This is a genomic window from Bradyrhizobium sp. ORS 111 (assembly GCF_045571485.1).
Classification (GTDB): Bacteria; Pseudomonadota; Alphaproteobacteria; order Rhizobiales; family Xanthobacteraceae; genus Bradyrhizobium.
Genome location: NZ_CP120701.1, coordinates 931,950 through 944,385, shown reverse-complemented (window position 1 = coordinate 944,385; position 12,436 = coordinate 931,950). Strand labels below are relative to the sequence as shown.

12 protein-coding genes are annotated in these 12,436 nt (G+C 65.4%); 2 read left to right on the top strand and 10 right to left on the bottom strand.

Annotation, left to right across the window (positions count from 1 at the left end):
- Positions 1 to 10 precede the first annotated feature (10 nt).
- Positions 11 to 796 (top strand): enoyl-CoA hydratase/isomerase family protein, encoded by a 786-nt coding sequence (locus P6U30_RS04285; RefSeq protein ID WP_407168298.1) that lies wholly within the window; start codon positions 11 to 13, stop codon positions 794 to 796.
- 290 nt (positions 797 to 1,086) lie between these two features.
- On the opposite strand, the gene P6U30_RS04280 is transcribed toward P6U30_RS04285, so the two are convergent.
- Both P6U30_RS04280 and P6U30_RS04275 read right to left on the bottom strand, forming a co-directional pair.
- Positions 1,087 to 1,518 (bottom strand): DUF6157 family protein, encoded by a 432-nt coding sequence (locus P6U30_RS04280; protein ID WP_407168297.1) that lies wholly within the window; start codon positions 1,516 to 1,518, stop codon positions 1,087 to 1,089.
- Positions 1,519 to 1,531: 13 nt separating this feature from the next.
- Complete coding sequence (locus P6U30_RS04275; protein WP_407168296.1) at positions 1,532 to 2,176, bottom strand: glutathione S-transferase family protein; 645 nt, start codon at positions 2,174 to 2,176, stop codon at positions 1,532 to 1,534.
- Between the two features lie 81 nt (positions 2,177 to 2,257).
- On the opposite strand from P6U30_RS04275, the gene P6U30_RS04270 reads away from it, so the two are divergent.
- Positions 2,258 to 3,262: a helix-turn-helix transcriptional regulator gene (locus P6U30_RS04270; RefSeq protein WP_407168295.1), complete on the top strand. Its 1,005-nt coding sequence runs from the start codon at positions 2,258 to 2,260 to the stop codon at positions 3,260 to 3,262.
- A 5-nt stretch (positions 3,263 to 3,267) separates the two neighbouring features.
- Here P6U30_RS04270 and P6U30_RS04265 read toward each other — a convergent pair whose 3' ends face one another.
- From P6U30_RS04265 to P6U30_RS04230, 8 genes are all read right to left on the bottom strand, one after another.
- Entirely contained in the window at positions 3,268 to 3,978 is a 711-nt protein-coding gene (locus P6U30_RS04265; protein WP_407168294.1) for a nitroreductase, read from the bottom strand.
- A 2-nt stretch (positions 3,979 to 3,980) separates the two neighbouring features.
- Positions 3,981 to 5,225: an acyl-CoA dehydrogenase gene (locus P6U30_RS04260; RefSeq protein WP_407168293.1), complete on the bottom strand. Its 1,245-nt coding sequence runs from the start codon at positions 5,223 to 5,225 to the stop codon at positions 3,981 to 3,983.
- A gap of 139 nt (positions 5,226 to 5,364) precedes the next feature.
- Positions 5,365 to 6,612: an acyl-CoA dehydrogenase gene (locus P6U30_RS04255; RefSeq protein ID WP_407168292.1), complete on the bottom strand. Its 1,248-nt coding sequence runs from the start codon at positions 6,610 to 6,612 to the stop codon at positions 5,365 to 5,367.
- A gap of 119 nt (positions 6,613 to 6,731) precedes the next feature.
- Positions 6,732 to 7,859: an acyl-CoA dehydrogenase family protein gene (locus P6U30_RS04250; protein ID WP_407168291.1), complete on the bottom strand. Its 1,128-nt coding sequence runs from the start codon at positions 7,857 to 7,859 to the stop codon at positions 6,732 to 6,734.
- 117 nt (positions 7,860 to 7,976) lie between these two features.
- The gene (locus P6U30_RS04245) at positions 7,977 to 9,848 is read right to left on the bottom strand and encodes an AMP-binding protein (protein ID WP_407168290.1); all 1,872 of its coding nucleotides are present in this window, start codon (positions 9,846 to 9,848) and stop codon (positions 7,977 to 7,979) included.
- A 41-nt stretch (positions 9,849 to 9,889) separates the two neighbouring features.
- Positions 9,890 to 10,696, bottom strand: a complete 807-nt coding sequence (locus tag P6U30_RS04240) for an enoyl-CoA hydratase/isomerase family protein (protein WP_407168289.1) — start codon at positions 10,694 to 10,696, stop codon at positions 9,890 to 9,892.
- 155 nt (positions 10,697 to 10,851) lie between these two features.
- Positions 10,852 to 11,610, bottom strand: a complete 759-nt coding sequence (locus tag P6U30_RS04235) for an SDR family NAD(P)-dependent oxidoreductase (RefSeq protein WP_407168288.1) — start codon at positions 11,608 to 11,610, stop codon at positions 10,852 to 10,854.
- A 100-nt stretch (positions 11,611 to 11,710) separates the two neighbouring features.
- Positions 11,711 to 12,418, bottom strand: a complete 708-nt coding sequence (locus P6U30_RS04230) for a TetR family transcriptional regulator (RefSeq protein WP_407168287.1) — start codon at positions 12,416 to 12,418, stop codon at positions 11,711 to 11,713.
- Positions 12,419 to 12,436 lie beyond the last annotated feature (18 nt).

The window sequence follows — 12,436 nt, the reverse complement described above, 5'->3', positions numbered from 1 at the left end:
GGAGACAACCATGCCTGATGCCGCCGAGACCGGCAGTTCACCCGTGCTCGAGATCTCGGGCGCGCGCGCGACGATCCGCCTCAACCGACCGCGGCATCTCAACCGCCTGCAGGCCGAGGATCTCGGCGAGCTTCTCAATCTGTTCGACCGGATCGAGGCCGATCCGGCGGTCCGCGTGTTGGTGCTGACCGGCACGGGACGCGCCTTCTCCGCCGGCTACGACCTCAACTCGGTGGCCGAGCGCGCGGTGAGCGCGAACGAGCAGCAGAGCGCGGGTTCGGCGTTCGAGGTCGTGGTCAACCGGCTGGAAGACCTGTCCGTGCCGACGATCTGCCGGCTCAATGGCGGCGTCTACGGCGGCTCGACCGACCTGGCGCTCGCCTGCGACTTCCGCATCGGCATCGACACCGCGGAAATGTTCATGCCGGCGGCGCGGCTCGGGCTGCACTACTATCCGAGCGGCATCAAACGCTACGTGACCCGGCTCGGCGTCGACAATGCCAAGATGCTGTTTCTGACCGCGCAGAAGATCACCGCACCCGAGATGCTGCGGATCGGCTATCTCACCGCCATGGTGCCGGTCGATCTGCTGGACGAGGAAGTCGACAAACTCGCGGCGATGCTGGCCGGCAACGCACCCGAGGCGATGGCCGGCATGAAGCGCGCCATCAACGAGTTCGCCCGCGGCGAGCTCGACGAAGCCGCCGCCAACGCCCGCCACCGCGACAGCATGCGCGGGTCCGAGATCAAGGAAGGCATCAAGGCTTTCGCGGAGAAGCGGGCACCAAGGTTTTAGTTCGGTGCGCCGTGCTGCCAGTACCGTCACCCTGGGGAGGCCGCAAAGCGGCCGTCTCGAAGGGTCGACGGCCCGGCTGGTGGCCGAGCATCCTTCGAGGCTCGCAAGAGCTCGCACCTCAGGCGACAAAGGCGAAGCCTTTGCGCGGGGATGACGGATTAAGCAGACGTGCAACCGCTCCGCCGTCATTGCGAGCGAAACGAAGCAATCCATCGCACCACATGCGCGGTGACATGGATTGCTTCGTCGCTATCGCTCCTCGCAATGACGGCCCAAAAAAGCCTCCCGTCTCACGCCCGCTTTGACCGCATCGCGCGGACCTGGGTGAGCTTGGGATCACCCGCGAGCGCCTGGTAGCGCTTGCTGTCGACGGCGTAGATCGCGATGCGACCCTCGGCATCTGCATGGACGCCCCAGCCGAACCGCTTGCCGAGTGGCGAGGCCCGCATGCAGGCCTGCCCCCTGGAGAAGAACATCTCGCGGGCGCGGCTCCGCTCCTGCTTCGCCGCCTTCGCGTCGAGCGCGCGGCCGGCCGCCGAGGTCGCGAACACCACGTCGTCGGACGTGTATTTGTACGGCGCGGCTGCAATCATCTGATATTGCAGCGTGGCGACGGTCGGACCGCCGCCGCGCGGGCGCGGCTCCTCGCCGGTGCGCGCCGGACAGTCCTCCGCGACGCTGATGAAGGTGTTGACGCAATTGGTGGTGTACAGCTTCGGCATCGGCAAGCTCGTATCACACGCCGGCGGCCGCCGCATGCTGCGCCGCCATCTCGACATCGGCCTGCGTGATCCGCTGGAAGGCGGGACGCGCGGTGACGCGCTCGGCGTAGCGGGCGAAGACGTCCTTTTTCGGCACGAGGCCGAACGTCATGGTCCAGTTGAAGGCGATGCCCCAGAGGATGTCGGCTGCCGTGATCTCTTCGCCAAACAGATAGGGTCCTTTGACAAGCTGGGCTTCCAGCGCGCCCAGCATGGTGTCGAAATCGGCATAGGGCGACTGCGAGACCGGCGCGGGCTCGCGCTTCATGAATTTGTCGATCAAGGCCGGCTCGAACGACGAGCCGTAATAGGCGATCCAGCGCAAGTAAGGGCCGCGGCGCGGGTCGTTGAGCGCGGGCGTCAGGCCCGCCTGTGGGAACAGGTCGGCGAGGTAGATGAAGATCGCGACCTGCTCGGTCACCAGCGCGTCGCCATGGCGGATCGCCGGCACCTTGCCGAGCGGATTGACGGCGAGATAGGCGGCCTGGCGCTGCTCGCCGGCCTTCATGTTGAGGACGTGCAGGTCGTACGGCGCGCCCAGTTCTTCCAGCAGCACCCTCGCTCCGGTGGCGCGGCTCTGCGGCGAATAATACAGCGTGATGCGGTCGGTGGTGGTCATGGACAGGTCTCCTTGGCCGTGCGGGTCGCGGCCGACTATGGGCGCCTATACCTGACATCTTGTGTCAGGTATGATCCGCCCATGCGCGCGAGCCGGCTGTTTTCCATCCTCACCACCCTGCAGGCGCGGGGCCAGGTCACCGCGCCCGAGCTGGCCGAGGCTTGCGAGGTCTCGGTACGCACCATCTATCGCGACATCGATGCGCTCGCCGCCGCCGGCGTCCCCGTCTATGCCGACCGCGGCGCCGAGGGCGGCTACCGGCTGCTCGACGGCTATCGCGTGCGGGTCAACGGCCTGTCGCGGGGCGAGGCCGAGGCGCTGTTCATGGCGGGACTGCCCGGGCCCGCCGCCGCGCTCGGCCTCGAGCCGGCGATGATGGCGGCGCAGGCCAAGCTGATGGCGGCGCTGCCGGAGCATCTGCGCCCCAATGCCAGGGGGATGCAGCAGCGCTTCTATCTCGACGCGCCCGGCTGGTTCGGCGAGACCGAGGAGCCGACGCATCTGCGCGCCATCGCCGGCGCGGTGCTGGGCGAAAACCTGATCGAGATCCGCTACCAGAGCTGGAAGGCCGAGAAGCGCCGGCGCGTGGCGCCGCTCGGGCTCGTGCTGAAGGGCGGGAGCTGGTATCTCGCCGGCCTCATCGACGGCCATGTGCGCACCTATCGCGTCGCGCGCGTGCTGGATTGCCTGGTGCTCGACGCGCCGTTCACGCGGCCGGCGGACTTCGACCTTGCCAGCTATTGGCGCGCCTCGACCGAACGGCTCGAGGCCGAGCTGCATCCGAACCGGGCCACGGTGCGGCTGTCGCCGTTCGGGCTGGAGCTGTTCGATGCGCTGGCCCATCCTTACGTGAAGGCGCGGATGCAGCTTGCGGAGAGCGCCGACGCGAACGGCTGGCGGACCGCCACCATGCCGGTCGGCAAGACGCTGTGGCACGCCGCGACTGAACTGTTGCGGCTCGGCGCCGAGGCCGAGGTGATCGAGCCGGCCGAGTTGCGCGAGAAGATGGCGGAGATGACGGGTGCGATGGCCGCGCGCTACGCACCGGTGCCGAAGCGCCGGGCGGTCGCGGCGCGGCGAGCCTGAACGTCTTATTCGTTCACGAACGTCGCGCTGTCGGCCACGGCGGCGCGCGAGGTGCGATAACTATTCACCTTGTGGGCATGATCGGCATAGCCGAACGAAATGCCGCACACCACGCGGCGATCGTCCGGCAGACCGAAATGGCGGCGGATCAGGCCGGAGTGACGGGCCAGCGCCGCCTGCGGGATGGTGCCGAGCCCGAGCGCCTGTGCCGCCAGCATGAAGTTCGCGACATAACCGCCGCAGTCGATCGCGCCATAGATGCCGAGCGGCTCGTTGCTGTGGATCACCGCGACATGCGGCGCGCCGAAGAAATTGTAATTCTCCAGCGCCTGCCTGGCGTAGGCCGCCTTGTCGCCGCGCCCGATGCCGAGCGTGTTGTAGAGCTGGAAGCCGCTCTCGCGGCGGCGCTCCAGATAGACCCCGACATATTCGCGTGGCGGCGTGAAGTCGTAGTCCTCGCCGAGGCCGCGTGACGCCTCCGCATAGATCGCCTTGCGGAAGCGCTCCTTGGCCTCGCCGGAGACGATCAGCACCTGCCAGGGCTGGCTGTTGCACCAGGAGGCGGTGCGCTGCGCCACGTTGAGCACATGCTCGATCGTTTCCCGCGGCACCTCGCGCGGCAGGAAGGCGCGCACCGAGTAGCGCTCGTTGAGCAGTTCCTCGAGCGCGCCGATGCGATCATCCGTCGCGTCACGCGGCTTCGTCGCGGCGTCCATGCTCAGCGCCCCTTGGTCGGGATCTTGTTGTAGGGCACGTCCTTGTCGACGCGGATGTCGCCGGGCAGGCCCAGCACGCGTTCGGCGATGATGTTGCGCAGGATCTCGTCGGTGCCGCCGGCGATGCGCATCGAGGGCGACGACAGCAGCATCTGCTGGAACTGGCCGCGCGCCACTTCCTCGCTGTCGCCGGTGAGGCTGCCGGCCGCGCCTTCCAGATCCATCGCGTAGGTCGCGATATCCTGCAGCATCATGCCGGAGACGAGCTTGCCGATGGAGTTTTCCGGTCCCGGCCGCTCGCCCTTCGAGAGCGCCGAGATCGCGCGGTAGCTGGTGTATTTCAGCCCGCTCGCCTTCACCGCCCAGCTTGCGAGCTTGGAGCGCACCGCCGGATCGTCGATCGCGAGGCCATCTTCCAGCATCAGATTGGAGCAGAACTCGAACATTTCAGGCACGCCGGTCGCAAGCCGCGCGCCGATCGACATGCGCTCGTTCATCAGCGTGGTCAGCGAGACGCTCCAGCCTTCGCCGACCGCCCCCAACCGCTGGCTATCCGGGATCACGACGTCGGTGAAATAGACCTCGTTGAACTCCTGCATGCCATTGGCCTGCTTGATCGGCCTGACCTCGACGCCCGGGCTCTTCATGTCCAGGAAGAACATCGTGAGCCCCTTGTGCTTGGGCACGTTCGGATCGGTGCGCGCGATCAACAGGCCGTAGTCGGAATAATGCGCGCCCGAGGTCCAGATCTTCTGGCCGTTGACGACCCAGTTGTCGCCTTTCTTCTCGGCGCGGGTGCGAAGGCCGGCGACATCGGAGCCGGCCGACGGCTCGGAGAACAGTTGGCACCAGATTTCTTCGCCGGAAGCGAGCTTCGGCAGGTAGCGGCGCTTGGCCTCCTCAGAGCCCCAGGCCATCACGGTCGGGCCGCACATCCCCTCGCCGATCTGGAACGGCTGCGTCAGCTTGCCGTAGACGCCCTCTTCCTGCTGCCAGATCACGCGCTCGATCGGGGTGGCGCCACGGCCGCCATATTCCTTCGGCCAGTGCAGGCAGGCCCAGCCGCCTTCGGACTTCTTCTTCTGCCAGGCCTTGCCGACCTCGACCATGTCGTGCTTGGCGAGCTTGATGCGACCGAGCGACGACTTCGAGAGCTCCTCCTCGAACTCCTTCGGCGCGTTGGCGGCGATCCAGTTGCGGGCGAGCTTGCGGAATTCAGCTTCATGCGGCGTGTCATCGAAATTCATGGCGAACCTCTTGCTTTCAATCCTTGTGTCGCTCTCTCCCCTCATGGTGAGGAGGCGCTTGCTGCGTCTCGAACCATGCGGCCCGACCGTGGCCTCGTCCTTCGAGACGCCGCTTCGCGGCTCCTCAGGATGAGGGTCTCTAGGCTCTCCCCTTGGTCGGGATCTTGTTGAAGGGAACGTCCTTGTCGACCCTGATGTCGCCGGGCAGGCCCAGCACGCGCTCGGCGATGATGTTGCGCATGATCTCGTCGGTGCCGCCCTCGACGCGGGTGCCGGGCGCACGCAGCAGCATCGCCTGGAATTTGCCCGCGACCTCGGCATCCTCTGGCCCGTTCAGCGCACCGGCAGCGCCCTGCAGGTCGAGCGCATAAGCCGCAACATCCTGGATCATCGAGCCGGCGACTAGCTTGCCGATCGAGTTCTCCGGTCCCGGACGCTCGCCGCGCGACAACGCGGAGATCGCGCGCATGCTGGTGTATTTCAACCCGCTGGCTTTGACTGCCCAGTTCGCGAGCTTGGAGCGCACCGCGCGGTTCTCGATCGCCGGACCATCCTCCAGCATCAGGCTGCTGCAGAAGTCGAACAACTCGGGGAAGCCGGTCGCGACACCGGCGCCAATCGACATGCGCTCGTTCATCAGCGTGGTCAGCGACACGTTCCAGCCGTCATTGACATTGCCGAGCCGCTGCGAGTCGGGAATGCGAACGTCGGTGAAATAGACCTCGTTGAAGTCCGACGCCCCGCTCGCCTGCTTGATCGGCCTGACCTCGACACCCGGGCTCTTCATGTCCAGGAAGAACATCGTGAGGCCCTTGTGCTTCGGCACCGTCGGATCGGTGCGGGTGAGCAGGATGCCGTAGTCGGAATAATGTGCGCCCGAGGTCCAGATCTTCTGGCCGTTGATCACCCACTCGTCGCCCTGCTTCTCGGCGCGGGTGCGCAGGCCCGCGACATCGGAGCCGCCGGCGGGCTCGGAGAAGAGCTGGCACCAGATCTTCTCGCCGGAGGCGAGTGGCGGCAGATATTTGCGCTTCTGCTCCTCGCCGGCGAACGCCATCATGGTCGGGCCGCACATGCCGTGGCCGATGATGAACATCGCGCTGAGGCGACCGAATGGGCCCTCCTCCTGCTGCCAGATCACGCGCTCGATCGGCGAGGCGCCACGGCCGCCATATTCCTTGGGCCAATGCAGGCAGGCCCAGCCGGCATCCGCCTTCTTCTTCTGCCAGGCCTTGGCGACCTCGAGGATATTGGCGCCCTTGAGCTGGACGCGGCCGAGCGAAGCCTTGCGCAACTCGTCTTCATATTGCTTCGGCGCATTGGCCGCGATCCAGGCTTTCGCCTCGGCGCGGAACGCGGCCTCCTGGGGGGTGTCGTCGAAATTCATGGTCTCTCATCCTTCGCCGGCGTCGTAGGATGGGTCGAGCGAAGCGAAACCCATCTCTTGGACCACCCGCGTCATGATGGGTTTCGCTACGCTCTACCCATCTTACACATCACCAAGTGTTACGCCGCGTTCTTCTTGCGCATGCGATCGATCAGCGCGTCTTCCCAATAGGACAGGCTGCCGAGGCCGAGCGCCACCGCGTTGGCGCGGCGATAGTACATGTGGCAGTCGAACTCCCAGGTGAAGCCCATGCCGCCGTGGACCTGGATGTTGTTCTTGGCGCAGTGCTGGAACGCCTGCGTCGCACTGATGCGCGCGGCGGCAGCGGCTTCCGGCAACTCGCCGGCATTGGTCGAGAGCGCCCAGGCGCCATAGTAGCAGTTGGAACGCGCCAGCGTCGCCGAGACATACATGTCGGCGAGCATGTGCTTGACCGCCTGGAACGAGCCGATCGGGCGGCCGAAGGCGATACGGTCGAGCGCGTAGTCGCGGCCCATCTCCAGCGCGCGGTCGGCGCCGCCGACTTGCTCGAATGCCATCAGCACCGCAGCGCGATCGAGCACCTGGGTGACGACGCCCCATCCCTCGCCGGCAGCACCGAGCGGCTCGGCCTTGGCATCCTTGAACGTGATCTCGGCCTGTCCGCGCGTGAGATCGATATTGGTCAGCGGCTTGACCTCGACGCCGTCGGTCTTGAGATCGACGATGAACAGCGAGATATCGGAGTCGCGGCCGCTCGATCCGGTGCGCGCGGCGACCACGGCGAAGTCGGCGATTGCGCCGTCGGGCACCGGCTTCTTGACGCCATTGAGCGCACCGCCGCCGGCAGTGAGCTTGATCGCCTTCGGCGACGGATTTCCCTTGCCCTCGAACAGCGCCAGCGTGCCGATCGCCTCACCGCTCGCGATCTTCGGCAGCCACTTCTGCTTCTGCGCATCCGAGCCGGCGATCAGGATCGCTTCGGCCGCAAGATAAACGGTCGACGAGAACGGCACCGGCGCCAGCGCACGGCCCATTTCCTCCGCGATGACGCAGAGCTCGAGATGGCCGGCACCCGCGCCGCCGAACTTTTCCGGGATCGCGACCCCGAGGAAGCCCATCTCGGCGAGCCCCTTCCACAGCGCCTTGTCATAAGGAGCCTTGCCGTCGAGCACTTCGCGAACGGCCTTGGGCGGGCACTGTTCGGAAAGGAACTTCCGCGCCTCGTCGCGCATCTGCTTCTGTTCGTCGGAGAAATCGAAATTCATGGCGCTTACCCGCGTTGCTGTTGTTACTTGGCTTCGTAGGATGGGCGGAGCGAAGCGATACCCATCAATTTCTTGGTTGGAGATGATGGGTTTCGCTGCGCTCTACCCATCCTACGGTCAGTTCAAAATGATCACCTCGTCGCCGGGCTTGTCGGCATAAAGCTTCTCCACCAGCGCGGCGCGGCGCTCGAGGCCGGCGCGCTGGTTGATGTATCCCTTGTCGGTGAGTTCATTGCCGTCGATCGACGGCGGCTCGGCCATCAGCATCGCGCGTGCGATGCGCATGCTGCTGCCGGTGGTCGAGGAATTATGCGCCTCCAGGCCTGCCCTGAGCCGTGCGATCACCTCGGGATGCCGGATCACATCCTCGAACGTCGCATCCGCATTGCCGACGATCTGGCGGCATGCGTGCAGGTTCGGCCAGCACAGCAGGCCGATGAACGGACGATCCTGGCCGGTGACCAGCGCGTCATGCACCACCGGTGTCGCCGCCGCGATCGCGTCGGTGCGGAGCGAACCGACATGGACGAAGGTGCCGGTCGTCAGCTTGAAATCCTCGACCACGCGGCCGGCGAAGATGATGCCCTGCAATGGATCATCGGGATCGACGAACATGCCGGCATCCCCGATGCAGTAGAAGCCCTCGTCGTCGAACATCTTCTTCGTGAGCTCAGGCTGACCGAAGTAGCCCGGCGTGACGTTGACGCCGCGCAGCCGCAATTCATACTTCGAGCCGCACGGCACCATCTTCAGCTCGACGCCGGGGAACGGCAGGCCGATCAGGCCGACGCGCTCGGTGTCCCAATAGGTGCCGGTCGAGGTCGGCGCAGTCTCGGTCGATCCCCAGCCGGTGTAGAACACGATGCGCTCGCCCGATGTCTTCACCGCGAGCGCCTGCATGCGGTCGTAGAGATCGTCGGGCAGCCGCGCGCCGCCATAGGCCATGATCGAGAGGTTCTTGAAGAAGCTGCGGCACAACGCGTCGTCCTTCTCCATCGCCGCCGCTAACGCGGCATAGCCGGCCGGCACATTGGCGTAGTAGGTCGGCGACACCTCGCGCAAGTTTCTGAGCGTTTCCTCGAACTGGCCGGGCATCGGCCGGCCGTCGTCGATATAGAGCGTGCCGCCGTCGACGAGGATGGGATGGAACGCGGCATTGCCGCCCATGGTGTGATTCCACGGCATCCAGTCGAGCATGGTCGGGATCGGACCATTGGCTTCGCGCGGACGGACCTGCATCATCATCGCCGCATTGGCGCACATCATCTCCTGCGTGTTGATGACGGCCTTGGGCATGCCGGTCGAGCCGGAGGTGAACAGCAATTTGCCGACGGTCTGAGGCGTGATCTTCGCAATCGACCGCGCGACATCAGCCGTCACCGGCTTCGCGGCGAGATCGGCAAAGGCGACGCTCCTGATGCCGTCGCAGGGACGCAGCACGTGGATCACCGTGATGCCGGTGAGATCGATCGCTCTCAGCGCCTTCTCGAAGGCTGGGCCGTCCTGCACCATCACGACGGCGGGCTTGATCAGGTTGAACAGATATTTGAGCTTGAGATGATCCTGGCTCATCAGCGAATAGGCCGGCGAGACCGGCGCCGCTGGTAGCCGCGCCTGCATCGCGGCCTGCGTCATCAACGCGTGCTCGATCGAATTGCCTGAGAGGATCGCGACCGGGCCGCCTTCATCGAGGCCGAGATCGAGCAGCCCTTGCGTCAGCGCATCGACGGTGCGCTTGGCCTCGCCGTAGGACACCTTGCGCCACTGCCTGTCGGGACCGCCGCGTTGCGCGAGCCAGATCCGCTCCGGCGCCTGCTGCGCCCATTTGGCGAGATAGGCCGGAATATGCGTTTCATAGGCCTGAAGCGGAATGCGCGACTTCAGGACGACGGTGCCGTCGTCGCGTCGCTCGACCGCGATGTCTCGCGCCAGCCAGTTCACCTTGCGAAAGGCGGGCTTCGTCAGCATCGCCGCTGCACTCCCATCCATTTTGCGTCTCCCGGAATTCTTGTCCTTTGAAGGATCTGTTCTCACCGCCTGATATAGACAGGCTTTCGTTTCTCGAGAAAGGCCTTGATGCCCTCCTGAAAATCTTCCGAGCGGCTGCACAGCACCTGGTTGCGATCCTCCATCGCGATGACGGCCTCGATCGAGCCGGCATCGACGCTCATGTTCAGGCATTCCTTCGACAGCCGCAGGCCCACCGGAGAGGCTGTCATCATCGCATCAATGTAGGGATTGGCGGCGGCGTCGAGGTCACCGGCCTCGACAACTTCAGACACAAGACCGACCGCGAGTGCGCGATCGGCGTGGATGAAGCGTCCGGTGAGGATCAGCTCTGAGGCAACGGAGACGCCAACCAGACGCGGCAAGAAATAGCTGGTGCCGATGTCGCAGCCCCCTAAGCCGAGCTTGATGAAGGCGCAGTTCATCCGCGCGTTTTTGGCCGCGATGCGGATGTCGGCGGCGAGCGCCAGCGCAAAGCCGCCGCCGGCCGCCGCGCCCTGCACCAGCGCAATGATCGGCTGCGGGCAACGCCGCATCAGCATCACGATGTCGGCAATGCGGCGCTGCGAGTCCAGGGATTCTGTGACGCCGGGCGGCTCTGTCTGTCCACCGCGGCGGGCCATCGCATGCTTGAGGTCGAGCCCTGCGCAAAAATTGGCGCCGGCGCCCTTGAGCACGACGACGCGCGTGTCGCGGTTGCGCTGCAGGCCCTGGAAGTAAGTGTTGAGCGCGTCGATCAGCGAGGGATCGAGCGCGTTCAGGCTGTCGGGACGATTGAGCGTGACCCAATCTGTTCCGTCATGATGTTCGATTAGCAGCGGTTGAGTCACGCAACTCTCCTCACCGTCGTCCCGGCCAAGCGAAGCGCGAGCCGGGACCCATAACCACCGGCGAGAGTTGTCGCAGTAGGCTCGGGCCCCATCGCGCTTCAATGGAGAAGGTTGTGGCTATGGGTCTCCGCTTTCGCGGGGACGACAACCGATTGTTACCGCGGCGCCATGCGGATGGCCCCGTCGAGGCGGATGGTTTCGCCGTTGAGCATCGGGTTCTCGACGATGTGGACAGCGAGCGCGCCGTATTCGGCGGGTTCGCCGAGGCGGGCCGGATGCGGCACCTGGGCGCCGAGGCTCTTGCGGGCTTCCTCGTTGAGACCCATCAGCAGCGGCGTGAAGAAGATGCCGGGCGCGATGGTGTTGACGCGGATCTTCAGGCTGGCGAGGTCGCGCGCGGCCGGCAGCGTGAGGCCGACGATGCCACCCTTCGAGGCCGAATAGGCGATCTGGCCGATCTGGCCCTCATAGGCCGCGACCGAGGCGGTGTTGATGATGACACCGCGTTCCTCGCCGATGGTCTCGACGGTGGCCGCACGCTCCGCGAACAGACGCAGCGCGTTGAAAGTGCCGATCAGGTTGACGTTGATGATGCGGGTGAACTTGTCCAGCGGATAGACACCATCCTTGCCGACGGTGCGCTGCGAGCCGCCGATACCGGCGCAGTTCATCAGCACACGCGCAACGCCGTGGGCGGCCTCCGCCTTGGCGATCGCGGCTTTCATCTGCTCTTCGCTGGTGACGTCGGCATGAAGCGCAACGCCCTTCACTTCGGCGGCGACCTTCTCGGCATTCTCCTTGTTCTGGTCGAGCACGCCGATCCTGGCGCCCTTGGCGGCCATGGCGCGGGCGGTCGCGGCGCCGAGGCCGGAGCCGCCGCCGGTGATGAGAACAGCAACGTCTTTCAACTGCATGAGAATGACCTTTCCTTGAGCGTTTCTTCTCTAGACTTGCGAATGGCGAATAGGGAGTGGCGAATTGGGAACGGGACATTGGCCCGTTCGTGACGATTCGCTACTCGCCACTCGCCATTCGAGTTTCCTTCCGTTCCAGCACGCCACCGAAGATCAAGGCTTCCATGTGCTTGATGTAGTCGCGGCAGACTTCGTCGGTGACCGGACCGACGCCGACCGCGCGCGACATCGCGTGGCGGCCGAAGAACAGATGATCGCAGGCGCCGATCAGGCTGGTGTAGAACAGCACCGGATCGATCTTGCGGAATTCGCCGGCCTTGATGCCCTCGGCAAGCAAGCGGCGGTGAAATTCGAGCAGCGGCGCGACGAAGAACTTCGACACCTCGTCGGCGGCCTGCGCCGTGCTTTCGTGCAGCAAATAATGGATCAGCCGGTTCATATAGGGGAACTGGTGATAGGCGCGGATGATGCCGCCGATATGCAGGCGGAGCTTCGCGGTCGGAGTGATCGGCTGCGCCAGCAGGTATTCGAGCTGGGACATCTCGGTCGCGGCGTCACGCGCCAGCAGCGCCAGCAACAGCCCATCCTTGTTGCCGAAATGATATTTGACGAGCGCAGCATTGACGCCCGACTTCTGCGCAATGTCGGACAGCGAGACTTCGATCGAGGCGCGCTCGATCATCAGCTCGCTGGCTGCGACCAATAGCTTGTCGGCGGTGGCATTTTTGCCGGCCGGCAGTTTCGTCGGTACGCTGGTATTCAACGGCACTCTGGTCCTGGAGCTGGTCGGAACGTCGGGACCGCACATAAGCCCATGGCGGGGCTG